This window comes from Polaromonas sp. P1_F2, from assembly GCF_056405735.1.
This window is the reverse complement of the sequence record NZ_JBFUBN010000005.1, coordinates 222,933-245,844: the sequence shown is the minus strand read 5'-3', so window position 1 is coordinate 245,844 and position 22,912 is coordinate 222,933. Positions and strand designations below refer to the sequence as shown.

The 22,912-nt window shown below is 65.4% G+C and carries 22 protein-coding genes; 6 read left to right on the top strand and 16 right to left on the bottom strand.

The genetic code is table 11. The annotated features are described in order from the left end of the window. Positions 1-27 precede the first annotated feature (27 nt). The 3 genes from fusA to AC1D0O_RS12735 form a co-directional block, all read right to left on the bottom strand. Positions 28-2,136 carry an elongation factor G gene (fusA, locus tag AC1D0O_RS12745; protein WP_477653882.1) on the bottom strand — a complete coding sequence of 703 codons (2,109 nt, stop codon included), beginning with the start codon at positions 2,134-2,136 and terminating at the stop codon, positions 28-30. 128 nt (positions 2,137-2,264) lie between these two features. Then, positions 2,265-2,969 carry a glutathione S-transferase family protein gene (locus AC1D0O_RS12740; RefSeq protein ID WP_477653881.1) on the bottom strand — a complete coding sequence of 235 codons (705 nt, stop codon included), beginning with the start codon at positions 2,967-2,969 and terminating at the stop codon, positions 2,265-2,267. A gap of 31 nt (positions 2,970-3,000) precedes the next feature. Further along, positions 3,001-3,579, bottom strand: coding sequence for a methylated-DNA--[protein]-cysteine S-methyltransferase (locus tag AC1D0O_RS12735; RefSeq protein ID WP_477653880.1), 579 nt, complete (start codon positions 3,577-3,579; stop codon positions 3,001-3,003). Between the two features lie 133 nt (positions 3,580-3,712). On the opposite strand from AC1D0O_RS12735, the gene AC1D0O_RS12730 reads away from it, so the two are divergent. Further along, positions 3,713-4,267, top strand: coding sequence for a bactofilin family protein (locus tag AC1D0O_RS12730; RefSeq protein WP_477653879.1), 555 nt, complete (start codon positions 3,713-3,715; stop codon positions 4,265-4,267). A gap of 107 nt (positions 4,268-4,374) precedes the next feature. Here AC1D0O_RS12730 and AC1D0O_RS12725 read toward each other — a convergent pair whose 3' ends face one another. The 7 genes from AC1D0O_RS12725 to purU all read right to left on the bottom strand — a co-directional run bounded on the left by AC1D0O_RS12725 (position 4,375) and on the right by purU (position 11,333). Further along, a complete protein-coding gene (locus AC1D0O_RS12725; protein WP_477653878.1) occupies positions 4,375-5,100 on the bottom strand; it encodes an LrgB family protein in 726 nt (241 codons plus the stop codon). After that, entirely contained in the window at positions 5,093-5,464 is a 372-nt protein-coding gene (locus AC1D0O_RS12720) for a CidA/LrgA family protein (RefSeq protein ID WP_477653989.1), read from the bottom strand. The genes AC1D0O_RS12725 and AC1D0O_RS12720 overlap by 8 nt, the downstream gene beginning before the upstream one ends. Positions 5,465-5,524: 60 nt before the next feature. Next, complete coding sequence (locus tag AC1D0O_RS12715) at positions 5,525-6,820, bottom strand: serine hydrolase domain-containing protein (RefSeq protein ID WP_477653877.1); 1,296 nt, start codon at positions 6,818-6,820, stop codon at positions 5,525-5,527. A gap of 59 nt (positions 6,821-6,879) precedes the next feature. After that, the gene (locus tag AC1D0O_RS12710; RefSeq protein WP_477653876.1) at positions 6,880-8,382 is read right to left on the bottom strand and encodes an FAD-linked oxidase C-terminal domain-containing protein; all 1,503 of its coding nucleotides are present in this window, start codon (positions 8,380-8,382) and stop codon (positions 6,880-6,882) included. 121 nt (positions 8,383-8,503) lie between these two features. Continuing rightward, positions 8,504-9,289, bottom strand: coding sequence for a carbonic anhydrase family protein (locus tag AC1D0O_RS12705; RefSeq protein WP_477653875.1), 786 nt, complete (start codon positions 9,287-9,289; stop codon positions 8,504-8,506). A gap of 289 nt (positions 9,290-9,578) precedes the next feature. Continuing rightward, entirely contained in the window at positions 9,579-10,478 is a 900-nt protein-coding gene (locus AC1D0O_RS12700; RefSeq protein WP_477653874.1) for a LysR substrate-binding domain-containing protein, read from the bottom strand. Between the two features lie 6 nt (positions 10,479-10,484). Next, positions 10,485-11,333, bottom strand: coding sequence for a formyltetrahydrofolate deformylase (gene purU, locus AC1D0O_RS12695; RefSeq protein ID WP_477653873.1), 849 nt, complete (start codon positions 11,331-11,333; stop codon positions 10,485-10,487). Positions 11,334-11,454: 121 nt separating this feature from the next. Here purU and aptA point away from each other — a divergent pair, with 121 nt between their 5' ends. Continuing rightward, positions 11,455-12,795 (top strand): omega-aminotransferase AptA, encoded by a 1,341-nt coding sequence (gene aptA, locus AC1D0O_RS12690; RefSeq protein WP_477653872.1) that lies wholly within the window; start codon positions 11,455-11,457, stop codon positions 12,793-12,795. Between the two features lie 223 nt (positions 12,796-13,018). Here aptA and AC1D0O_RS12685 read toward each other — a convergent pair whose 3' ends face one another. Beyond that, a complete protein-coding gene (locus AC1D0O_RS12685; protein WP_477653871.1) occupies positions 13,019-13,882 on the bottom strand; it encodes a ChaN family lipoprotein in 864 nt (287 codons plus the stop codon). Positions 13,883-13,933: 51 nt separating this feature from the next. Between AC1D0O_RS12685 and AC1D0O_RS12680 the strand changes: the two genes are divergently transcribed. Next, positions 13,934-15,046 carry an AbrB family transcriptional regulator gene (locus AC1D0O_RS12680; protein WP_477653870.1) on the top strand — a complete coding sequence of 371 codons (1,113 nt, stop codon included), beginning with the start codon at positions 13,934-13,936 and terminating at the stop codon, positions 15,044-15,046. Positions 15,047-15,177: 131 nt separating this feature from the next. Here the strand turns inward: AC1D0O_RS12680 and AC1D0O_RS12675 are convergent, their stop codons facing one another. From AC1D0O_RS12675 to AC1D0O_RS12665, 3 genes are all read right to left on the bottom strand, one after another. Then, entirely contained in the window at positions 15,178-15,459 is a 282-nt protein-coding gene (locus AC1D0O_RS12675) for a BTH_I0359 family protein (RefSeq protein WP_477653869.1), read from the bottom strand. A gap of 172 nt (positions 15,460-15,631) precedes the next feature. Then, entirely contained in the window at positions 15,632-16,756 is a 1,125-nt protein-coding gene (locus AC1D0O_RS12670; protein WP_477653868.1) for a DUF3108 domain-containing protein, read from the bottom strand. Next, positions 16,753-17,604 carry an IclR family transcriptional regulator gene (locus tag AC1D0O_RS12665; RefSeq protein ID WP_477653867.1) on the bottom strand — a complete coding sequence of 284 codons (852 nt, stop codon included), beginning with the start codon at positions 17,602-17,604 and terminating at the stop codon, positions 16,753-16,755. Before AC1D0O_RS12665 ends, AC1D0O_RS12670 begins: the two co-directional genes overlap by 4 nt. A 132-nt stretch (positions 17,605-17,736) precedes the next feature. Between AC1D0O_RS12665 and AC1D0O_RS12660 the strand changes: the two genes are divergently transcribed. Continuing rightward, positions 17,737-18,720, top strand: coding sequence for a fumarylacetoacetate hydrolase family protein (locus AC1D0O_RS12660; RefSeq protein ID WP_477653866.1), 984 nt, complete (start codon positions 17,737-17,739; stop codon positions 18,718-18,720). A gap of 17 nt (positions 18,721-18,737) precedes the next feature. Here AC1D0O_RS12660 and AC1D0O_RS12655 read toward each other — a convergent pair whose 3' ends face one another. Further along, the gene (locus AC1D0O_RS12655; protein ID WP_477653865.1) at positions 18,738-19,901 is read right to left on the bottom strand and encodes a toxin-antitoxin system YwqK family antitoxin; all 1,164 of its coding nucleotides are present in this window, start codon (positions 19,899-19,901) and stop codon (positions 18,738-18,740) included. Continuing rightward, positions 19,898-20,503: a MarC family protein gene (locus AC1D0O_RS12650; protein ID WP_477653864.1), complete on the bottom strand. Its 606-nt coding sequence runs from the start codon at positions 20,501-20,503 to the stop codon at positions 19,898-19,900. The genes AC1D0O_RS12655 and AC1D0O_RS12650 overlap by 4 nt, the downstream gene beginning before the upstream one ends. A gap of 178 nt (positions 20,504-20,681) precedes the next feature. Here AC1D0O_RS12650 and AC1D0O_RS12645 point away from each other — a divergent pair, with 178 nt between their 5' ends. Then, positions 20,682-21,527, top strand: a complete 846-nt coding sequence (locus tag AC1D0O_RS12645) for a PhaM family polyhydroxyalkanoate granule multifunctional regulatory protein (RefSeq protein WP_477653863.1) — start codon at positions 20,682-20,684, stop codon at positions 21,525-21,527. Positions 21,528-21,577: 50 nt separating this feature from the next. Then, on the top strand, positions 21,578-22,867 hold the full coding sequence (locus AC1D0O_RS12640; protein WP_477653862.1) for an FIST signal transduction protein: 1,290 nt from the start codon (positions 21,578-21,580) through the stop codon (positions 22,865-22,867). Positions 22,868-22,912: the final 45 nt, after the last annotated feature.

Sequence of the window (22,912 nt, the reverse complement as noted above, 5' to 3'; positions counted from 1 at the left end):
TGCACCCCGGTGCGCGCGGTGGCGCCCTCAGCCGCCCTTGCCGCGCATGATGGCCGCGGCCACGTCGGCCGTGGTCTCGGCATAGCGCTTGAACTCCATGGTGTAAGTCGCGCGGCCCTGCGTGAGCGAACGCAAGGTGGTGGAGTAGCCGAACATCTCCGACAGCGGCACCTCGGCGCGCACCAGCTTGCCGCCGCCACCCGCGATGTCTTCCATGCCCTGCACCATGCCGCGGCGTGACGAGAGGTCACCCATCACATTGCCCATGAAGTCCTCGGGCGTTTCGACCTCGACGGCCATCACGGGCTCCAGCAGCACCGGTTTGGCGCGGCGCATGGCTTCCTTGAAGGCCAGCGAGCCGGCCATGCGGAAAGCATTTTCGTTGGAGTCCACGTCATGGTAGGAGCCGAACACCAGCGTGGCCTTCACGTCCACCACCGGGTAGCCCGCGAGCACGCCGGCCTTCAGCGTTTCCTGTATGCCCTTGTTGACGGCGGGAATGTACTCGCGCGGGATCACGCCGCCCTTGATGGCATCGACGAACTCATAGCCCTTGCCCGAAGGCTGCGGCTCCAGGTTGAGCACGGCGTGGCCGTACTGCCCGCGGCCCCCAGACTGCTTGATGAACTTGCCTTCGACGTCGTTCACCGCCTGCCGTATGGTTTCGCGGTAAGCCACCTGCGGCTTGCCGACGTTGGCCTCGACGCTGAACTCGCGCTTCATGCGGTCGACCAGGATTTCGAGGTGCAGTTCGCCCATGCCCGAGATGATGGTCTGGCCGGATTCCTCGTCGGTGTGCACGCGGAACGAAGGGTCTTCCTGCGCCAGGCGGTTCAGCGCGATGCCCATTTTTTCCTGGTCGGCCTGGGTCTTGGGTTCCACCGCCTGCGAGATCACCGGTTCGGGGAAGATCATCTTCTCGAGGATGATCACGTGGGCCGGGTCGCACAGTGTGTCGCCGGTGGTCGCGTCCTTCAGGCCGACGGCCGCGGCGATGTCGCCGGCGCGCACTTCCTTGACCTCGTTGCGTTGATTGGCGTGCATCTGCAAAATGCGGCCCAGCCGCTCGCGCTTGCCCTTGACCGGGTTGTAGACCGTGTCGCCAGCCTTGACCACGCCCGAGTACACACGAAAGAAAATCAGCTGCCCGACGTAGGGGTCGGTCATGATCTTGAAGGCCAGCGCCGAAAAAGGTTCGTCGTCTGTTGGATGCCGCTCGGCCTCGCCCTCATCGTCTTCGGTGTGGCCCAGGATGGCCGGCACGTCCGCCGGAGAGGGCATATAGTCGATCACCGCGTCCAGCATGGCCTGCACGCCCTTGTTCTTGAAAGCGCTGCCGCAGAGCATGGGAACGATCTCGTTGGCAATGGTGCGCTGGCGCAGGCCCTGCCTGATTTCGTCCTCGCTCAGCGGTTCACCGGCCAGGTATTTGTTCAGCAACTCGTCATTGGCTTCGGCGGCAGCCTCAATCATCTTGGTGCGCCATTCGTTGGCGGTGTCCAGCAGCTCCGCCGGGATGTCGCCGTACTCGAAATGCACGCCCTGGCTGGTGTCGTCCCAGATGATGGCTTTCATCTTGACGAGGTCGACCACGCCCTGGAAATGATCCTCGGCGCCGACCGGAATCTGCACCGGCACGGCCACGCCTTTGAGGCGTTCGCTGATCTGGCGCTGCACGCGGAAGAAATCGGCGCCCACGCGGTCCATCTTGTTGACGAAGGCCAGGCGCGGCACCTTGTACTTGTTGGCCTGGCGCCAGACGGTTTCAGACTGCGGCTGCACGCCGCCCACGGCGTCGTAGACCATCACCGCGCCGTCGAGCACGCGCATGGAGCGCTCGACCTCGATGGTGAAGTCCACGTGGCCCGGCGTGTCGATGATGTTGATTCGGTGCTCGGGGTAGTTGCCCGCCATGCCTTTCCAGAAGGCCGTGGTCGCCGCCGAGGTGATGGTGATGCCGCGCTCCTGCTCCTGTTCCATCCAGTCCATGGTGGCCGTGCCTTCATGGACTTCGCCGATCTTGTAGTTCACACCGGTGTAAAACAGGATGCGCTCGGTGGTGGTGGTCTTGCCGGCGTCGATGTGCGCGCTGATGCCGATGTTGCGATAGCGCTCTATGGGGGTATGGCGGGGCATGGCGAACTCCTTTTTTTGCCGGCTGCGCGTGTTGGAGTTGTGGCGTGGCCGGGCTCGCCAGTTTGCGCCAAAGCGACGGTTTTTGCTTGGCTGTTTTGCAGCAGCCCCTCTGCCGTAAGGCCTGAAGCTCAGCCGCCGTGCAACATTCTTTCCATAAAGGCAGGTAGCGGCCGTCCGTCTGACAGCAGGTATTTCGCCATGGGGATCACCACCTCGCGCACCGAAGCGCGCGCGCTCATCCGGTCGCGCCAGGCCAGCAGCCGCGGTGTCTCCGCCGTGAGGGGCGCGCCCATGCGCTCGCCGAAAATCATGGCCATGTAGAGAGCGATGTCGGCGTTCGAAAAATCCCCGAGCATGTAGTCCTGCGTACCCAGCAGTGGCTCCAGGTTGCGGTAAAACTCCCGCGCGCCCTGCAGCGCCGCGACAGCTTGTGGGTCGCCCAGCTTGTCCTGCAGGCCCATCAGCTTGATGACGTTGGGAAAGTAGACCTCGTCGGAGCGGTGCTCCAGCTGGCGAACCCGTGCGCGCTTGGCGATGCCGGTGAGCCACAGCGCCGGTTCCGGCTTGAGGTCTTCGAGGTATTCCAGGATCTGCGTCGAATCGAAAATCTCCAGCTCACCGTGCACCAGTACCGGAACCTGCTTCTTCGGGTTGATGCGCACCACTTCCGGATTTTTGGGCGAATAACCCTCGGCTTGCGTGAAGGGCACCATGACGAGCTCAAAGGGGATGCCTTTTTCGATGGCCGCGATCTGCACCTTGGCGCCGAACATGCTGAGGCGGGCCGAGTACAGGCGGATGGATGGCGAGGTGGATGTGGACGTGGAGGGCATGCTGTGGGTGTTCCGTATGAAGCCAAAAAATTCATTGCGTGGAGGGTGGCGGTTCGCGGTCGAACAGGCCGGGTGCGCCGCCGATTTCGGCGCCTTCGATCAGCAGCATGCGCAGCTTGGTCGAGACACCACCCGGCGCCGAGAAACCGCCCGATTGCGCGCCCGACGCCAGCACGCGGTGGCAGGGCACGATGATGGGAAAGGGGTTGTGCCCCAGCGCCTGACCCACGGCGCGCGCCGCGCCGGGTTCTCCCAGCAAGGCCGCGATCTCGCCATAGGTCTTGGTCTTGCCGGGCAGGATGTCCTGCGCGGCCGTGTATACGCGCAGGTGGAAGGGCGTCTCGTTGCGCAGGTCCAGCGCGCAGAAACGCAGGTCGCGGGCTTCGCCTTCGAGCAAGGCCACCATGCCGTCTATGGCCTGTTGCTCGGCGGGCGGCGGCGCTCCGGCTTCGAGCATCGGGAACCGCCGGCGCAGGCGCGACAGCATGCGAATTTCGCTCTGCTCGGGCAGGCGCACGGCTGCGATGCCGTGGCCGTTCCATACCAGCGCGCACTGGCCGATGGCGGTGGCAAAAAGCGTGAAGTGATGGAGTTCGCTGTCGGTGCTCATGCTGCGCTCCATGCTACACGCGTGGGATTACCAGAGGCGAATGTAAGAATTAATTTCGTTACCTCTCTTGCATGCTGCCCAAGCTTTTAATTTTTCGCGGACGTACCATGCCTTCTTTTTTGAAGGAACTCACATGGCAACACCGTTCTTTGGCAAGCGAGAAAACGAGACACCGACGGGTCTGCGCAACAGCCCCGGAAACGGCTACGGCAACAGCGGCTCGGCCAGCACGCTGCATTCGGCCCCGCTGTCCAGCCAGCAGAACAATGCCGCCAAACCCGTGAACGAGGCTGCGCCGTCCACCAGTACCGCCAAGGAAGGCGGCAGCAAGCTGACGGTGGGGCCCAACATCAAGCTCAAGGGCGTGGAGATCACCGACTGCGACACGCTCGTCGTCGAAGGCCTGGTGGAAGCCACCATGGATTCGCGTGTGATCCAGATCGCCGAGCAAGGTGCCTTCAAGGGCTCGGCGGAAATCGACGTGGCGGAAATCCGCGGCGAATTCAACGGCAACCTCACGGTGCGCCAGAAGCTGGTGATTTATTCGACCGGGAAGGTCACCGGCATCATCCGCTACGGCAAGCTGGTGATTGAAGAAGGCGGCCAGCTTTCGGGCGAAATCCTGTTTGGTGCGCTGGCTACGGCCAAGCCGGTGAGTGCGGTGAAGCCGGGTTTACAGGCGGTGTAGAGGAGACTTAAAGCAACAAGCAGGCGCGGTTACCTCGCCATCGAAAAGCCCCATCACTTTCCCGTCGTTCGCGGCGGGAAAGTGATGTGGCGTTTTCGCGTTTCGTCTTAGAAAAAGCGAAACGCCAGCGGGATCAGCGCGGAGGCCAGCACCACCTGCAGGCCCAGCGCCAGGCCGGCATAGGCTCCCGCGTCGGCATTGACCTGCAGCGCGCGCGCCGCGCCCAGGCCGTGCGAAACGGTGCCCAGCGCGAAGCCGCGCGCGGCCCAGCCTGTGGCATCGCGCGGGATGCGCAGTGCGTCAAACAGGTATTTGCCGCTGAGCGCCCCGACCAGCCCCGTGATCACCGCGAACACGGCTGCCAGCGCCGGAATGCCGCCTATCTTTTCAGCAATGCCCATGGCCACCGGCGCGGTGACCGATTTGGGCGCGAGCGACAGGGTCACTTCCGACGGCAGGCCCAGCGCCCAGCCCATCAGCAGCGCCGAGCCGCTGGCCGCGATGCCGCCCGCCAGCGCCGCCAGCAGCAGCCGGCCCCAGCGCCTGCGCAGCTCCTCGCGCCGCAGCCACAGCGGCCAGGCCAGTGCCACCACCGCGGGTCCCAGCAGGAAGTGGATGAACTGCGCCCCCGCGAAATACGTGGGGTAGGGCACGCCGGTGGCCAGCAGCGCGCCGGCCAGGCACACCACCGTCCAGAGCACCGGATTGGCCCAGGGCGGCTGGCCCAGGCGCGCATAAACCGCTTGCGCCAGCACATAGACCACCAGGGTGGCTGTCAGGCCGAACAGCGGCGTGGCCGACAGGTAAACCCAGAGTTCGACGAATTTAGGCATTCGGCGGTTCCCCTGAAGCCGCGTCGCCGCGGTCCCGCAGCAGGTGCAGGGTCAGCACGGTGACCCCCAAACCCGCCAATGTGGACACCACCACGGCCAGCAGAATGCGCACGCCGTACTGGCTCACGAGCGAAAGATGGGTCATGACGCCCACGCCGACAGGCACAAAGAGTAACGAAAGGTGCGAGAGAAGAAAGTCTGCGCACACTGACACAGGCCCTCGCACCAGCTCTGAACGAAGGCCAATCAGCAGCAAAACCATGCCGATCACTGGCCCCGGAAAGGGCAGGGAAAAGCCGCGTGAAAGCAGTTCCCCGATGGATTGAAAAATCAGTAACCAGGCCAGTCCGCGCAACGCCGTCATCGCGTGAACCTCCCGGCGGAAGAGCGGCATGTCGATGCCTGGGCAGCGCCCGTGATGCGTTTACGGACTGGCAAAAAGATCCCCTTGCGGCCACTCCTTCACCGCATTGGCTGCGCCCCACAGCGCCTGGTCGATATCCTTGAAGAAGGCGCGGCGCCCGGAGGGGTCCGGCCTGGAATTGAAGGCCGCCACCCACGCATAGCCCTGCCGGGTTCTAAGCGCCAGGGTTTGCAGGCCCGGCTGGCTGCCCGTGTGCCACCAGTTGTCACCCTTGTCGCTCCTGACGACATGGATGCCCGCCGCGTAGAAGCTGCGCGGATCATTTTCTTTTGCCAGCACGGGCTCGCTGCGCATGACTCGCACCGAGTCTTCATTAAGCAGGCGCTTGCCGCGGGCACCGTCGATCGCCAGGAAAAATTTCAGGACATCCGTCGGCGTTGCCACCCACGCCCCCAGCGCATCCATGTTCTCAACGGAGTAGGAGCCGTAGGGGCTGGGCACATTCGCGTTCGAGACGCCGGGCGCGCCGCGCTGCAGCGGCTCTCCGGGAAAGGCGTAGTACTTCGTTTCGCCGGGCCGGCTTTCGGTGCTGCTCGCAGCCTGGAAGCCTTTGCCGATGACGGGCTGCAAAAACTCCCTGCTGCTGAAAGCCCGGTAGGACTCGCCGGTGACGGTTTCCACAATCCTGCCAAGCATGCAGTAGCCGGTGTTGGAATAGGCGAAGCGCTCGCCGGGGGTGAAGTCCAGTTTCTCCTGCAGCGAGTCCCGGATGATGGCGTCGCAGCTGACGGGCGATACGCCTTGCCGGCGGGCGATCTCCCTGAGCCGTGGCTGAAAAAACGGATCACCCGAACGCTCCCGGTCAAAGCCGCCGGAATGCTGCAGCAGGTGGCGGATGCGGATGTCCCTGGCGCGCGGGTCGGCGGGCGGTGCCATCACGATTCCGGCTTTCTCGAGCAGGGGCAGCGCCGGGTCGTCCAGCTTCAGCTTTCCATCCTCGGCCAACTTGAGCACCATGACCGCCGTCAAGGTTTTGTTGATGCTGCCCATGCGAAAAAGGGTTTGCGGCGCCATGGCCTCCTGCTTGTCCTTGTCGGCATGGCCGTAGCCCTTGGCGAGCAGCAGTTTTCCGTCCTTGGCCACGGCCAGGCTGGCGCCCGGGATGTTGTGTTTCTGGATGAGTTCCAGCATGGCTTTGTCGAAAGGCTCGAGATGGGGCAATGCGCTGCCCTGGTCCAGGCAGAGTCCCCACTGCGGAAGCCATGCCAGCAAAGCGCCCGCCAGTCCGCAGAGCAGCCGTCGGTGCGGGGCGAGGGGACTGAAGGGGCTGTTGGCGCGAGAGGGTGTTGCTGGCATTGTCTGGCCCGTGCTTTTTTGCCCAGTCTACGTCTTCGCCATTCGGCTGTGCGCTCTGCCTAGAAACGCGGAAGGTCGGGATGCTTGATCTGCCCGGCCCGCACCAGCATTTTTCCGTACTCGGCGCAGCGATTCAGCGTCGGGATCACCTTGCCCGGGTTGAGCAGGCCCTTGCTGTCGAAGGCGCGCTTGACGCCGAACATCTGCTCGTTTTCCTCGGCCGAAAACTGCACGCACATGGAGTTCAGTTTCTCCACGCCCACACCGTGCTCACCCGTCACGGTGCCGCCCATGGCGACGCTGGTCTCCAGGATGTCGGCGCCAAAGAGTTCGCAGCGGTGCAACTGGTCGGGGTCGTTGGCGTCAAACAGGATCAGCGGGTGCAGGTTGCCGTCGCCCGCATGAAAGACGTTGGCGCAGCGCAGCCGGTATTTCTTTTCCATCCCGGCAATCGCCAGCAGGATGTCGGCCAGGCGCTTGCGCGGTATCGTGGAGTCCATGCACATGTAGTCGGGGCTGATGCGGCCCGATGCGGGGAAGGCGTTCTTGCGGCCGCTCCAGAAACGCAGGCGCTCGGCTTCGTCGCGGCTCACGGCGATGGCGGTGGCGCCGCAGCGGCGCAGCACCTCGCTCATGCGGCCGATTTCCTCCTCGACTTCCTCGGGCGTGCCGTCGCTTTCACACAGCAAAATCGCTTCGGCGCTGAGGTCGTAGCCCGCGTGCACAAAATCTTCAACGGCGGCCGTCATGGGCTTGTCCATCATTTCCAGGCCCGCCGGGATGATGCCGGCGGCAATCACGGCGGCCACGGCGTCGCCGGCCTTGCGCAGGTCGTCAAAGCTGGCCATGATGCAGCGCGCCAGCCGGGGCTTGGGCACCAGCTTCACGGTGACCTCGGTGGTCACGGCCAGCATGCCTTCGCTGCCGATGATGATGCTCAGCAAATCGTAGCCGGGGGCATCGAGCGCATCGCCGCCGAATTCGACCTCTTCACCTTCAATCGTGAAGCCCTTGACCTTGAGCACGTTGTGCACCGTCAGCCCGTACTTGAGGCAGTGCACACCACCCGAGTTCTCGGCCACGTTGCCGCCTATGGTGCAGGCGATCTGGCTCGAAGGGTCGGGTGCGTAATAAAGGCCCAGCGGCGCGGCTGCCTCGGAGATCGCGAGGTTGCGCACGCCGCCCTGCACAACGGCCGTGCGGCTGGCGGCGTCGAGCTTGAGGATCTTGTTGAACTTGGCCAGCGAGAGCGTGACGCCCAGCGCGTGCGGCATGGCGCCGCCGGAAAGCCCGGTGCCCGCGCCGCGCGCGACCACCGGCACGTCCAGCGCGTGGCAGGCCTTGAGAACGGCCTGCACCTGTGTATAGGTTTCAGGCAGAGCCACGACCAGCGGCCGCTGGCGGTAGGCGGTCAGGCCGTCGCATTCATAAGGCGTGGTGTCTTCGTTGTTCCACAGCAAGGCGTGTGCCGGCAGCACCGCCTGCAGCGCACGCACGACCTGTGATTGCCGCTCCGACCTTTCAAGCTGGCTTTGCTGTTCGTGCGAGGCGGGGGCGTTCATGGTCTGTCTGGCTCCAGGGTTGAAACCAGACTGTAGGGCAAGCGGTGGCGGCCGGGTTGAAGAAATTTAATGCCGGGCGTGAAATGCCGGCCGCCACGATCCGTTCAGAACGGGAGAAGCTTCAGGACTTGGTTCCCGGCGCCTTGCTGGCGCCGGGCATGTCATAGAACTTGACCTTGCCGGTTTTCACGTCGTACATGGCGCCGACGATCAGGATCTCGCCCTTTTGCTCCATCTCGCGCAGGATGGGGCTTTTCTCGCGAATCGCCTCCACCGTGAGGTGCACATTGCTCTCGGCCACCATCTCGACAAAGGCATAGTTCTTGGACGTGCGGTCCTTGATGTCGGCGGAGACCAGGTTCGCGGCCGGCTTGATCTTGCCGATGAGGCCGGTCAGGTTGCCCAGCTGGGCGTCGTCGCACGCGCCCTTGATGGCACCGCAACTGGTGTGCCCCATCACCACCAGCAGTTTGGCGCCCATGACCTTGTGGGCGAACTCCAGGCTGCCCAGGATGTCTTCGTTGACGATGTTGCCCGCCACGCGCGCATTGAAGAGATCGCCTATGCCCTGGTCAAACACGATTTCAGCCGGTGCGCGCGAATCGATGCAGGACACCACGCTGGCCAGCGGGAACTGGCCGTCCGCCGTGGCCTTCATTTCCTTGAGGTAATTCTGGTGGCGCGGCTTGCCCGAGACAAAGCGCGTGTTGCCGGCCTTGAAGCGCGACAGGATCTGCGCGGGCGTCACGGCGTCCTGGCATGCCTTGGCGTCCTGGATAGTGCAGAAGGTGCCCGGTTTGAAGGCCTTGGCCGTAGCCGCCTTGCCTTCGGCGTGAACCGCAGGCGACAAGGCGAGCATGGAGAACAGTACGCCGGCCACGCCGGCGGCTAATTGATTTTTCCGCATGAGAATCTCCCTTATTAAACAAGTTGGTTTTTGACTATGTGCCGCTGGCCGGACCCTCAACCGGTGTCACGGCCAGCCCATGATAGGTATGAGCCGGCATGGGCGCACAACCACTTGTCGGACGCCTGGGGCTTGCTAACGCTATTGGCGTACGCAAAATGCGCTACAAATCAAAAGGCCTTGAGCAAGGTACAAAACCCAGGCAGGGTGAACCCACGTTAAGGCGTTTGCAACGCCGGGTAGCCGGGTAGCCGGGTAGGGGAGCTTTCATTCAAGCGCCCTTGGGGCCCTAGCCCAAACTTTTTCGCAGCCAGTCGGCAAACGCCGCGCATTCCCAGCGGTCCATGGTGCCGGTGCGCCAGCACAGGTAGTGCGCATGCGGGCTGGGGACATTGCCGGCGAACACCGTGTTGCTGCCCAGGCGTACCAGCGAGCCGTTTTCCAGCCAGGGCGCGCCCAGCTTGAGGCGGATCAGCGCAATGCCCATGCCGGCCGCGGCGGCGTCGCACATCAGGCCGATGTCGTTGAATTGCGAGCCGTCGGCGGGCTCCGGCCAGTCGAGTTTATGGGCGGCAAACCATGTCCGCCAGGGCTCCAGCGGCGAGCGCAACAGACTTTCGCCTTCGAGGTCTTCGGCCGCCTCAAAGGGGCCGTGCTCGCGCACAAAGGCCGGCGAGGCCAGCGGCGCGACTTCGTCCTTGCTCAGGCAGACGTGCTCCAGGTCCGCATAGCGGCCGGTGCCGAAGCGCACGATCAGATCGGCATCCTCCGCCACCACATCCAGCAGCGGAATCGACACCTGCAGCGTCAGGTCGATCTCGGGATAGGCGTCGGTGAACTGCCGTAGGCGCGGGATCAGGATGGAGCGCGCGAAGGTTGGTGTGACGGCCAGGCGCAGCTTGCGCTTGCCGGGCGTGGTGCTTTGCCCGGCCGCGCCCGGAAATTTTTGCAACGTGGCCAGGCCTTCGCGCACATGGGCGAGATATTCGCTGCCCTCGGTCGTCAGCGAGAAATCGGCGCGCCCAAACAGCTTGGTGCCTATGATCTGCTCGAGCTGCTTGACACGGTGGCTGACCGCGCTGGGCGTGACACACAACTCCTCGGCCGCCTGCGTCACGCTGCGCAGCCGTGCCAGCGCCTCGAAGGTCAGCAGGCATTGGATGGGCGGGATTCGCGCCGGCGTGGCCATGGAGGGCTACTTGAAAATCACGGTCTTGTGGCCGTTCAAAAGCACACGGTGTTCGCTGTGCCACTTCACCGCACGCGCCAGCACCTGGCTTTCGGTGTCGCGGCCCATGGCGGTCAGGTCTTCCACGGTCTTGCTGTGGTCGGCGCGTGCCACGTCCTGCTCGATGATGGGGCCTTCGTCGAGGTCGGCCGTCACGTAGTGGGCGGTCGCGCCTATCAGCTTCACACCGCGGTCGTGCGCCTGGTAATAAGGCTTGGCGCCTTTGAAGCTGGGCAGGAAGGAGTGGTGGATGTTGATGGCGCGGCCGGAGAGCTTCTGGCACAGGTCGTTGGACAGCACCTGCATGTAGCGAGCCAGCACCACGAGTTCGGCGCCTTCGGATTCGATGACCTCCAGCTGTCTCGCTTCGGCCTGGGCCTTGGTCGCCGCCGCGACGGGGATGTGGTGAAACGGGATGTTGTAGCTGGCCGCCAGCTGGTAGAACTCGCGGTGGTTGGAGACGATGGCGCGTACCTCAATCGGCAGCAGGCCCGATTTGCAGCGAAACAGCAGGTCGTTGAGACAGTGGCCTTCCTTGCTGACCATGATGACGGTGCGCATGGGCTGAGTGGTGGCGTGCAGCTTCCAGTTCATGCTGAAGGGTTGGGCGAAGGCCTCGAGCTGGCTTGAGAGCTCCTCGTGCGTGAGCTTGTCGCAGGCGAACTGCACGCGCATGAAAAACAGGCCCGTGTCGTGGTCGTTGTACTGCGCTGCCTCTTCGATATTGCCGCCGTTGTCCAGCAGGAAGCCGGACACGGCATGAACAATGCCCATACGGTCCGGGCAGGACAGGGTCAGGATATAAGCGTGATTCATAGGGGATGAATTGTCGCAGGTGGGGCCGCCGTCCGCCCGGATGGGCCGCAAAGGCCGGCACGGCGGAGCGGCAACGGTGCCAGAATGCAAGAACCCCCTTTCCAGACGCAGGAGACCCGCCATGGCCTATCAAAATTTCAACATGGAGCACCACTGGCTCCCTTTCACGCCCAACCGCAGCTTCAAGAAGGACCCGCGCATCTTCGTTGCCGCCGACGGCATGCACTTCACGACGCATGACGGCAAGCAGGTCATCGACGGCATCTCCAGCCTGTGGTGCGTGGGCGCGGGCCACAACCGCAAGCCCATCAACGACGCCATCAAGAAGCAGCTCGACACGCTGGACTACGCGACCGCCTTCCAGGCCAGCAACGACCAGGCCTTCAAGGCCGCCGAGCTCATCGCGGGCATGGCGCCCGGCGACCTCAACAAGGTGCTGTTTTGCAACTCGGGCTCGGAAGCGGCCGACACCTCGCTCAAGGTCGCACTGGCCTACCACCGCGCGCGCGGCGAGGGCCACCGCAACATCTTCATAGGCCGCGAAAAGGGTTACCACGGTGTCGGCTTCGGCGGCATGAGCGTGGGCGGGATTCCGGCCAACCGCAAGGTCTACGGCGCCGCGCTGCTGCCGCGCGTGGACCACATGCGTTTCATCCATGACCCGGTCAAGCACGCCTACATCAACGGCACCGAACCTGTGTGGGAAGAAGACCTGCTGCTGGAGCTGGAAAACCGCATCCTGCCGCTGCACGACCCGAGCAACGTGGCTGCCGTCATCGTTGAGCCGGTCGCCGGCAGCGCCGGCTGGTATTTGCCGCCCAAGGGCTACCTCAAGCGCCTGCGCGAGATCTGCGACAAGCACGGCATCCTGCTGATCTTCGACGAGGTCATCACCGGCTTCGGCCGGCTGGGGACGGGTTTCGGCGCCGATTACTACGGCGTGGTGCCCGACATGCTGAACTTCGCCAAGTGCGTGACCAACGGCGTGATCCCGCTGGGCGGCGTGATCTGCTCGGACCGCATCTACGACGGCATGATGAATGCCAACAGCGGCGCGCCCGAGCATGCCATCGAGTTTTTCCACGGCTACACCTACTCGGGCCACCCGGTGGCCTGCGCGGCGGCGATCGCGACGCTGAACCTGCTCAAGGAAGAGAAGCTGTATGAGCGCTCCGGCCAGATGGGCAGGGTGCTGGGCGACGCGATGCACAGCGGCCTCAAGGGCCTGCCCAATGTGATCGGCATACGCGCCCTGGGCCTGGCCGGCGCGGTGGAACTGGCGCCCGTGGCCGGCGCACCGGGCAAGCGTGCTTATGACATCTTCATGGACTGCTTCCACCACGGTGTGCTGGTGCGGCCGGCGGCCGACAACATCGTGGTCTGCCCGCCTTACATCGTCGAGAAAGAGCACATAGACCGCATCGTCAACGTGGTGGCCGACGCGATCCGCAAACACGCTTGATGCGGTTAGGGCGCCTGAAGGCGGCGGTTGAGGGCCGCCTCTTCATGCCAGCTTGAGCCGCGGAACCGGCTTTGCCGGGCCGCAGGCGGGCGGCCCCCGAGGGGCTGGAGTCCGCGGCTCCAAGCCTGCCTGCGCAGGCTTGGACGGGCGACAGAGGCGAAGCGTCTCGCGAGCCGCGGCCTGCAAGGCCTCGCGCATTACACGAAGCGAAAAGCGTGGGGGCCTACTTTTCGGGCGCCAGTTTTTTGTCCAGGCCTTCGCAGTAGTCTTTTTCGGGCAGCGCGGGCGTTTCCCACACGGCATCGAAGGCATCGGCTTTCTCGCTTGGCGCGGCGCCGCCGGCGCGCAGGCGGATGGCCTTGGCCTTCACATCGGCCGGCAGGTGCTGCGGCACGCCCAGCTGGCGGTCGGCATGGCCGCTGCCGGCCAGCAACACCACGGTTTTTCCGGGCAATGCGGCCTGGGCCAGCGTGTTGGCCATGGTGACGTCCTTGGCGATCTGGATGCGCGTCATGGGCGTGACCTGGCTTTCGGGCAGCAGGTTGCAGTGGCCGCTGCGTATCAGCTGCTGCTGCGCCTTCAGGGCCGGCCCGGGTAGCTGCAAATCGAGCTGGTGGTCAGCCATACGGGCCGGCATCTGCGCGCGCGGCAGGTTGGCGCCCAGCACCGGCACACCGGCGCGCACGGCCGTCATCACGGCGGGGCCGTAGGCGGCCCAGGGCCAGCCCTTGTCGTTCCAGTTCAATGCATTGCGCACCTGCTGCTCGGTGGCACTGGGTTTGAGCGCGGAGGTGCTGGCGCCGGTGTCGGCCATTTCCAGCGCCAGGCCGGCCAGCGCGCCGCGTGCGGCCAGCAGGGCGACGACCTGCTGCTGGATGCGCTGGTGGTCGGCCGCGTCGTGCTGCTCGCCGAGGATGAGGATCTCCGCCGGAAGAATGGCCTCCAGCCGTGTCGCGGTCTGCGCCGTATCGAGGCCGGGTGCCTGCAGAATAGGCGCCTCGGGCCGGCCCGCGCAGCCGGCGGCCAGGGCCATCGCGGCGGCGCACAGCAGCCATGCCGAAGGACGAAGGGTGGGGAAATGGCGCATCGGTGGATACTAATGCTTCCGGCCCGGTTTTTGTTGGCCGCGCCCCAAGCCATGTCGCCTCTTGCGCTGTTCGCTCGCGCCTTTTTCATGCGCGTCATCCTGACGCTGTTGCTGGCCTGGGCCGCGGCCTCGCTGTGCCTCTGGCTGCGCACGCCCCTGCCCTGGATGATAGGCCCGCTGCTGGCCACGGCCGTGGTTTCCATGCTGGGCGGCCCGACGGCCAGCTGGACGCCGCTGCGCAACGGCGGGCAATGGGTGATCGGCTGCGCGCTGGGGCTGTATTTCACGCCGCAGGTGGTCGCCCTGCTGGCGGGGCTGTGGTGGGCGATTGCGCTGAACATCGTCTGGGCGCTCGCGCTGGGGCTGGCTTTCGGGGCCTGGCTTTACCGGGTGCACCATGGGCCTGGGCCCTTCCAGGTGAAAGGCCTGTCGCGCATCACGACCTATTTTGCCGCGCCTATTGGTGCGGCATCGGAGATGACGCTGATGGCCGAGCGCCACGGCGCCCAGACCGACCTGGTGGCTTCCGCGCACAGCCTGCGCGTGCTGCTGGTCACGCTGATCATTCCCTTCGGCTTCCAGTGGGCGGGGCTGCACGGGCTGGATGCCACCCTGCCCGGCGCGCGTGTGGTGCAGCTGCCGGGGCTGGCCCTGCTCGCGGTGCTAACCGGCATAGGCTGCTGGATCATGCTCAAGCTGGAGCGCACCAACCCATGGTTCATAGGCGCACTGGTGGTGTCCCTGCTGCTCACGGCTTGCGGCCTCACGCTGTCGGCCCTGCCGCAGTGGATGACCAACGCCGCTCAACTGGTCATAGGCATCAGCCTGGGTGTGCGTTTCACCAGCGGCTTTGTGCACATGGCGCCGCGCTGGCTGGGCTCGGTGGCGCTGGCGACGGTGGGAATGATTGCGCTGTGCGCGGGATTTGCGTGGTCGCTGGCGCAATTCACCAGCCTGCACTGGGCCACGCTGCTGCTCGGAACTTCACCCGGCGGCATCGCCGAAATGGCCATCACGGCCAAGGTGCTGCAACTGGGTGTGCCGGTGGTCACCGCCTTTCACGTCACCAGGCTGGCGGCCGTGCTGCTGCTGGCCGAGCCTATCTACCGCTGGATCTACAAGAAGCGCTCAACGCCCCAAGTTGAAAGTCCACCGGCTGAGTGAGAAGGAGACACAAAACGAACGTTGAGGCGGAGTGTTTACCAGCATGAGCCGCGGAACCGGCTTTGCCGGGCCGCAGGGCGGGCGGCCCCCTCGGGGGGCAGGAAGCTACACGAAGTGAGCGACCGTGGGGGCTAGTGCAACGACATCGGGGTGTTGGCCAGCCCGCTATAGCCTTCCAGCGTGTCTTCGATTTCTTCCTGCGTGGGGGTGTTCTGTGCCCATGCGCTCAGGCGTTGCTGGAACATTTCTGCCCAGGAGCCGTCCAGGTAGACCTCTTTGCCCGAGCGTTTGTCCACGATTTCAAAGCCATGGCGGGCCAGTTGGGGCACGGCGGGAGCGGGCGCAGATTCTTCCGGTGCGTTCGCGTGAATCTGAACCACGGCAAAAGAGTCGGAGTCGTAAAGCATTTGCATGGTGAGGTCCTTTATCGTCAGATAGCAACGATGAGGCCAAGTTCAAGAGTCCGCACCATACGGCCTGCAAGTGTTCGGTAAAGACGCGCTACACCGTGTAAAACCGCACATAAAGCGCGCATCACCGTGCGTGGCAGCAACGCGGGCTGTGTGGCCGCCCTTCGCTCTTTGCTCAGGGCCGGATCACGCTGTCCAGTGACTGCTCCACAAAATCCCCGTTTTGCTCTGTGATCCTGCTCTTGACCGGAAGATAGTCGAGCGATGGCGCAAACCAGACTTCCACCTTCTGGTCGAAGTCGCCGCGCGGCTTGCGGGAAAGCTTTAGCGCCGGTATGTTGCCGGCGGAGATGGTGAGGGTTTCTTCGGCTTCCACCAGGAAGGTCCAGGTATCGGCCTGGGTCGGCCCCACCGTGTACAGGGTAATGCTGTTGCCGGGCACGAATTCCGCCGGATTGCCCGCCAGCATGCCGGCCAGCTGCAAGAAAAAGCTCATGCGATCCTGGGCGCCGGCGATCCAGGGCGCGTCAGCCGTGTTGGCGCTGAAGCTCACCTTGCCCTTGTCGCGCTCGAAATGCGCCGCCCGCTCACTTCGTGATTTGTCGGAGAAGCGTTTGGGCGCCAAGCCGATCTCGGTGAGCTCGCCTTCGCTGGTCAGGATACGCGGCTTGAGGAACAAGGACGCCGGAAACGATGCGCGCACCTCAAGGACCGCCGTGTAGCCGGTGCCCTTGTTCTGCCAGCTCAGCTCCGAGTTGCCGTAATAGTTTTTGCCGTCTTTTGCGCCTATGGCTTTGTATTCCAGGCGGACGGAGCCTGGCAGGCGGACCACGCCGATTTTGGTGGTTTCCGGCTGGGCCGTAGCCGCCGCCGACGCCTCAGCGGTGCCTGCCGGCGCCGCTTCGGGCGCGCTGGCTGCAGGGGCCTCGGCCCTGGCGGCAGCCTCCGCGAGCAGGTCTGCGGGCGACGGTGCGTCGGGCACGTAGTCGGCCGGCCGCGGTTTGCGCGCCGGGACTACCGCGGCCTCGCTGAGCTCCGGCGTGGGTTTTTTCGGGGCGGGCTTTGGCTCCGGCGCGGGCTCGGGCAATGCAGCCGGCGGCGGCTCGGCCGGCCTGGGTGGAGGGATGCTGCGCGTCACAAAAGCCGCGGTGGCCTCTGAGGACGGCGGGCGCTCGGGGCCGAAGCGCACCGGCATGGAGGTGAGCAGCAGCGCGTGCACGATCAACACCACCACCGCCAGCAGGGCCAGCGCACGCCGGGACGGGGCGGCGTAGGAGGAAGGGGTTGCCAGGGTGCTCATGCCGCTTCGAACCCCAGGTCGCGGGAAAGTTGCCGTGCAGCCGCCACCAGGGGCCGGGCCACCGCGCCGTCCCAGGCGGCATCGAAGGTGGCCAGCGAGCCCAGCGCCACCATGCCCAGGGCCAGGTGGCCGTCGGCATCGAAGACCGGCGCGCAAAAGCCGGCCACGCCGGGCAGCAGCGTGTTGACCGCGCGCGCCATGCCGCGGCGGCGCACTTCCTCGAGCACATCGGCGACGCCGGCCATGGTCGTGGGCACGTCCTGGCGCGCCAGTTTCTGGTTGCGGGCCAGCTCATCCTTGACCAGCAAGGCGAGCCGGCCCTGCGGCCTGGCGGTGGCAACCAGGCGCGGCGATATAAACGCGGTGAAGCACAGGCCGGTGGCCGACGACAGCAGCGGCATCACGTCACCGAGCCGCAGGTTGACGGTGACGGCCCGCGGCGATTCTTCCCAATGCACCAGGGTGGGCCCCTGGTTGCCCCAGACGGCCAGGGCCAGGGTCTGGCCGGTCTGCGCCATCAGCGGCTGCAGGCGTTGCCGGGCCAGTTTCACGCTGTCCAGCCTTGAAAGGGAAGCAAGTCCTAACTTGAGCGCCGCCGGGCCTAGGTCGTAAAGGGTGGTGGCCGGGTCCTGGACTACCAGGTCCAGCCGCTGGAAGCTCACGAGGTAGCGATGGGCCTTGGCCGCGCTCATGCCGGCGGCGGCCGCCAGGTCGCGCAGCATGAGCGGGCCGGGCGAGGTGGACAGCACCTCCAGCAGCGCGAAACCGACCTCGACCGACTGGATGCCCGCGCGCTGCGGCGCCGGGCTGCTGCGTTGGGAGGCGGTGGCGCCGGGGCTGGCTTTCATGGGCGTGACTAAAATTTCGGGTTTGCCGTGTGGCTGCGGATGCATGGATCGTAACGCGGGGCGGGGAGCCGCCGCCGGCCACGGCACAATCAGGCCTTCGGTGAAAACCGGCAGCCACCCACCAGGATATCGATGAAACTTGCCACTTACAAAGACTCTTCACGCGACGGCCAGCTCGTGGTGGTGTCGCGCGATCTCTCCACGGCCCATTATGCGACCGGCATTGCCGGCAAGCTGCAGCAGGTGCTGGACGACTGGAACTTCATGTCGCCGCAGCTGCAGGACCTCTATGAAACCCTGAACCAGGGCAAGGCACGCCACGCCTTCCCCTTCGAGCCCTCGCGCTGCATGGCGCCCTTGCCGCGCGCCTACCAGTGGGCCGACGGCTCGGCTTTCATCAACCATGTGGAACTGGTGCGCAAGGCCCGCAACGCCGAGGTGCCGGAAAGCTTTTACACCGACCCGCTGATGTACCAGGGCGGCAGCGACGATTTCATAGGCGCCTGCGACGACGTGGTCGTGGCCAGCGAGGACTTCGGCATCGACTTTGAAGCCGAAGTCGCCGTGATCACGGGCGACGTGCGCATGGGCGCCACGCCGGCCCAGGCGCTTGAAGGCGTGCGCCTGCTGATGCTGGCCAACGACGTCTCCCTGCGCAACCTGATTCCCGACGAACTGGCCAAGGGCTTCGGCTTTTTCCAGAGCAAGCCGGCCACGGCTTTCAGCCCGGTGGCGGTGACGCCGGACGAGGTGGGCGAGGCCTGGGACAAGGGCCGCCTGCACCTGACGCTGCAAAGCACCTGGAACGGCCGCAAGGTCGGCATGTGCGAGGCCGGCCCCGAGATGACCTTCCATTTCGGCCAGCTGATCGCCCACATCTGCAAGACCCGCAACGTGCGCGCCGGCAGCATCGTGGGTTCGGGCACCGTGAGCAACAAGGACTGGAGCCACGGCTACAGCTGCATCGCCGAAAAACGCGCGATTGAAACCATCGAGGACGGCAAACCGAAAACCGAATTCATGAAATTCGGCGACACGATTCGCATCGAGGCCAAGGGCAAAGACGGGCTGTCGGTGTTTGGGGCCATCGACCAGAAGGTCGTCTCCGCCGCCTGAACCGCCCCGCGTGGGTGTTATTTCGCGTAGGCTTTGCGCGACCCGTCTTCGAACACAGCGTCGTCCCGCAGCAGCTTGCCTTCATCGTCCCAGCTTTTCTCGCGCGTGATGCGGCCGCGCTCGTCGTAGCTTGATTCAGCCACCAGCTTGCCGGCCTCGTTGAAGCGCTGGTGCGTGCCCAGCGGCAATTGCCGGTAGCGGTTGGAGGCGCTGAAGCGGCCGGTCGAAGCGGTTTTGCCGTTGTCGAAAAACTCGGTGGTCTGCTGCCAGGCCGTATCGCCTTCGCCGCCGTACTCGGTCTTGCTGCGCGGCTGGCCGTTGAGGTAATAGTTCTGGTCGCTGACGGGTTTGCCGGCCGACCAGCGCCTGTCGCGGGTCAACGCGCCGCTGTCGGCAAACTCCTGCTCGCGTTCCCGGAAGGAGTTCTTGCCGTCGAGCTGCCACTGGATTTCGCGCCGCTTGACGCCGGCGTTGTTGTAATGGCGTTCGACGCGTGTGGTGCCCGTGATATCTTCCTGGTAGTCCGGTTTGCCGTCTTCGCCCAGCGTCTCATGGCGTATGCGTTTGCCGGCCTGGTAGCTGCTGCGCCCTTTGAGCACGCCCTTGCCGCTGAACAGTTCAAGCTGCGAGGCGCGGCCCGAAAAACCGCACCAGTAGGCATCGTCGGCCGGCGGCGCCAGCAGGGGCTTGTCGCCGCAGCGCAGGGCTTGCAACTGGCCGCTTTCATTGAACTCGGCGTAGGCCTGCTCGATGCTGCCGCCCTCGCGCGGCCCGTAAAACACGATGCGCTGCAGTTGCCCGTTGGCGTGAAAGCTGCGCGCCAGGCCCATCTGGCTGCCATTGTCGTAGGTGCTGTCGCGCAGCACCTGCCCGCCGGGCGCGAAGTCGCGCGAGCGGCCATGCTGGTTGCCGCGCTCGTTTACGCTGTACTCGCGCTGCAGCTTGCCGCCCTTGTAGTACCGCACCAGGCCCATGAACTTGCCGCCTTGCAGCTCCTGCTCACGCGCCAGCTGCCCGGAGTCGCGCTCCTTGCAGCGCATGAGGCCGGTCTTGCCGGCGGTGGTGCCGCCGTGGTTGGGATTGACGCTTTCGCCATTGACTTCGCAATCCTGCACTGCATACGCCCAAGCCGGCGCCAGGAGGCAGGCGCACAGCAGGGCGAGGTGGCGTGCGGCCTTCACGCGGCGGCCCCGGTCTGGGTGATGAAGAGCCGTATGCCGCGCAAGAACATCTCGACCGAAATCGCCACGAGGATCAGGCCCATGAGCCGTTCAAACGCCATCATGACGCGGTCGCCGGCCACGCGCTGGATGCGCTCGGACAGCACCAGCACCACGGCGCAGACGGCCATGGTGACGCAGAGCGCGGCAATCCACTCAAGCCGGCGCGCCGGCGCCTGCGACACCAGCAGCATCACGGTGGCCAGCGCCGAGGGACCGGCCAGCGCGGGAATGGCCAGGGGCACGATCAGCGGCTCGCCCTGCAGCGGCGCGGCTTCGGGCTGGTCCGAGGGGAAGATCATGCGCAGCGCGATCAGGAACATGACGACGGCGCCGGCGATCTGCAGCGACAGGTCGCTGAGGTTCATCAGGCGCAGGAAGCCGTCGCCGACGAACATGAAGGCCAGCAACAGCAAAAAGGCGATCAGCACCTCGCGCAGGATGACATACATGCGCCGCTCGGGCGCCACGCCTTTGAGGGCATTGACAAAAATCGGGATGTTTCCGAAAGGGTCGGTGATCAGCAGCAGCAGCACCGTGGCGGAGGCAAAGGTATAGGCCATGCCCCAAGCTTATCAGGCCGTTCTCGCCGGCACGGGCCTTCGCCGCGTGGCGCGTCCGCACGCCTGAAACAAAAAGCGGTTGACGTCCCGGCCCAGCGTTGCACAATGAAGATACGAGCCGGGCCGCCCCGCCGCGCGCCCTTAGCCGCAATCATGCACAACATGCCAGGAGACATTCATGAGTGACGCAGACAATCCTTCTTTCCCCGGTTTCGGCAAGCTGGTGCCCGGCTTCGATTTTCTGCAGAACCTGGCCAAGCAGGCGGCCGGCAGCGCCACGCAGAACATCCCGCAGCTGCCCAACCTCGGCAACTGGGTGGCGCCCACGCTCAACGTCGAGGAACTCGACAAACGCATCGAGGAACTCAAGGCCGTGCAGTTCTGGCTGGACCAGAACGCCACGGCGCTCAAGGCCACCATCCAGGCGCTGGAAGTRCAGAAGATGACGCTGGCCACCCTCAAGGGCATGAACTTCAACATGGGCGACGTGGCCAATGCCTTCAAGCTCAAGGTCGCCGACAGCGTGGCCGGCGGTGTGCAGCGTGTGGCCGACAAGGCCAGGACGTTTTCGGGGCTGGAAGTGCCGCCCACGAGCTTTGGGACGGGCAAGCCTGCCGCCAAGTCCACCGCTACCAAGGCCAAAGCGACCGCCGCCACGCCGGCCGGTGTGGTCGACCCGATGCAGTGGTGGGGCGCGCTGACCCAGCAGTTCCAGGCAATCGCCACCGATGCGATGAAGGATGCGGCCAAAAAGACCGCGATGGACACCACCAAGAGCCTGGCCACGGGCCTGGCCAAGGACGCGATGAAAACCGCCACCGGCATGGCCACGGGCATGGCCCGCAACATGGCCGAAACGGCCGGCAAGACCGTGGCGGGCGGCGCGCGCGCGGCCATGAACACGGCGCTGCGCAGCAGCCAGGGCTGGCCCACGCCGGCCGCCGGTAAAACCGCCGCCAAGCCCGCCGCCAAAACGAAACCCAAAGCCCCGGCGCGCAAGGCCGCGCGCAAAACCTCACGCTGACGTTTCCCCACCTTCGATCAAGCTCCCATCGACTTTTTCACCGGAACCCCATGAAGCTTTTCCCCTACGGCCACGCCACCCATCCGCAATGGCAGATGGCGGCCGGCCTGGTGCTCGCGCAGCTGCGCGCCTACCTGGCGCTGCCCGGATATGCGAAGTCGCCCACGCTGGCGCTGCTCTACATCACCGACCACTACGCGCCCCATGCGCAGGACATCCTCGACCACTTGAGCGCCGAGCTGCCCGATGTCACCGACTGGAGCGGCACCGTGGGTGTGGGCATCGCCTCCAACAATGTCGAATACTTCGATGAGCCGGCCCTCACGGTGATGCTCTGCGAATTGCCGCACGACCAGTACCGGGTGTTTTCCGGCGTTTCGCCGCTGCCGCCGGCCAGCAGCGGCCGCTTCAAGGCGCACACCGCGCTGGTGCATGCCGACGCCGGCACGCCCGATGTCGCCGAGCTGATCGCCGAGATGGCCGAGCGCACCGACAGCGGTTATGTGTTCGGCGGCCTGGCCTCCAGCCGCTCCGGCACACTGCAGTTCGCGCTCAGCGGGCATGGCAACGTCAAGGGCCAGGGGGCGGCAGGCGGGGTGTTCAGCGGCGGCCTGAGCGGCGTGGCTTTCGGCCGAGGCGCGGCGCTGATGTCGCGCATCACCCAGGGCTGCCGGCCGGTCTCGGCGGACCATGAAATCACCGCCTGTGAATCCAATGTGGTGACGGAACTGGACGGCAAGCCGGCCCTGGACGTCATGCTGGCGGACCTGGATGTGTCGCTGGACCAGCCGCGCGAGGCACTGGCCAAGGTGCGCACCACACTGGTCGGCCTGAGCCGACCGGCCGACATTCCCAACGACGGCGCTGCCCATGCCGCCGGGCGCCGCGCGGGCCAGTTCGGCGCCGAGGTGCGGGTGCGCCACCTGATAGGGCTGGATCCGGCACGCCGCGGCATCGCGATCGCCGAAGTGCCGGCCGTGGGCATGAAGTTGGCTTTCTGCGAACGCAATATGGAAGCCGCGCGCGCCGACCTGGTCCGCGTCTGTGCCGAAATCCGGGAAGAACTGGAGCCCGAGGAAGTCACGCTGGAAGTCGCCAGCGCCTTGAGCGCATCGGAAGCCGAGGCGGCGCCGCATGCGGCGCGGCGCATCGCCGGCGCGGTTTACGTGAGTTGTTCAGGCCGCGGTGGCCCGCATTTCGGCGCGCCCAGCGCCGAGATGCAGATCGTGCGGCGCGCGCTGGGCGATGTGCCGCTGGTCGGATTTTTTGCCGGCGGCGAAATCGCGCGCCACCACCTTTACGGCTATACCGGTGTGCTCACGGTATTCACAGCAAAGTAGGCTTACCCCTATCGGACGCTCACTGCGTGTAGCGCCTTTTCCCCT

Bases quoted from the DNA above. Each gene is read 5' to 3' on its own strand.
- AC1D0O_RS12715 (WP_477653877.1), bottom strand. From the start codon at position 6,820: ATGCCAGCAACACCCTCTCGCGCCAACAGCCCCTTCAGTCCCCTCGCC.
- AC1D0O_RS12710 (WP_477653876.1), bottom strand. From the start codon at position 8,382: ATGAACGCCCCCGCCTCGCACGAACAGCAAAGCCAGCTTGAAAGGTCG.
- AC1D0O_RS12740 (WP_477653881.1), bottom strand. From the start codon at position 2,969: ATGCCCTCCACGTCCACATCCACCTCGCCATCCATCCGCCTGTACTCG.
- AC1D0O_RS12700 (WP_477653874.1), bottom strand. From the start codon at position 10,478: ATGGCCACGCCGGCGCGAATCCCGCCCATCCAATGCCTGCTGACCTTC.
- AC1D0O_RS12670 (WP_477653868.1), bottom strand. From the start codon at position 16,756: ATGAGCACCCTGGCAACCCCTTCCTCCTACGCCGCCCCGTCCCGGCGT.
- AC1D0O_RS12680 (WP_477653870.1), top strand. From the start codon at position 13,934: ATGTCGCCTCTTGCGCTGTTCGCTCGCGCCTTTTTCATGCGCGTCATC.
- AC1D0O_RS12725 (WP_477653878.1), bottom strand. From the start codon at position 5,100: ATGCCTAAATTCGTCGAACTCTGGGTTTACCTGTCGGCCACGCCGCTG.
- purU (WP_477653873.1), bottom strand. From the start codon at position 11,333: ATGAATCACGCTTATATCCTGACCCTGTCCTGCCCGGACCGTATGGGC.
- AC1D0O_RS12705 (WP_477653875.1), bottom strand. From the start codon at position 9,289: ATGCGGAAAAATCAATTAGCCGCCGGCGTGGCCGGCGTACTGTTCTCC.
- fusA (WP_477653882.1), bottom strand. From the start codon at position 2,136: ATGCCCCGCCATACCCCCATAGAGCGCTATCGCAACATCGGCATCAGC.
- AC1D0O_RS12675 (WP_477653869.1), bottom strand. From the start codon at position 15,459: ATGCAAATGCTTTACGACTCCGACTCTTTTGCCGTGGTTCAGATTCAC.
- AC1D0O_RS12735 (WP_477653880.1), bottom strand. From the start codon at position 3,579: ATGAGCACCGACAGCGAACTCCATCACTTCACGCTTTTTGCCACCGCC.
- aptA (WP_477653872.1), top strand. From the start codon at position 11,455: ATGGCCTATCAAAATTTCAACATGGAGCACCACTGGCTCCCTTTCACG.
- AC1D0O_RS12650 (WP_477653864.1), bottom strand. From the start codon at position 20,503: ATGGCCTATACCTTTGCCTCCGCCACGGTGCTGCTGCTGCTGATCACC.
- AC1D0O_RS12720 (WP_477653989.1), bottom strand. From the start codon at position 5,464: ATGACGGCGTTGCGCGGACTGGCCTGGTTACTGATTTTTCAATCCATC.
- AC1D0O_RS12640 (WP_477653862.1), top strand. From the start codon at position 21,578: ATGAAGCTTTTCCCCTACGGCCACGCCACCCATCCGCAATGGCAGATG.
- AC1D0O_RS12660 (WP_477653866.1), top strand. From the start codon at position 17,737: ATGAAACTTGCCACTTACAAAGACTCTTCACGCGACGGCCAGCTCGTG.
- AC1D0O_RS12730 (WP_477653879.1), top strand. From the start codon at position 3,713: ATGGCAACACCGTTCTTTGGCAAGCGAGAAAACGAGACACCGACGGGT.
- AC1D0O_RS12685 (WP_477653871.1), bottom strand. From the start codon at position 13,882: ATGCGCCATTTCCCCACCCTTCGTCCTTCGGCATGGCTGCTGTGCGCC.
- AC1D0O_RS12665 (WP_477653867.1), bottom strand. From the start codon at position 17,604: ATGAAAGCCAGCCCCGGCGCCACCGCCTCCCAACGCAGCAGCCCGGCG.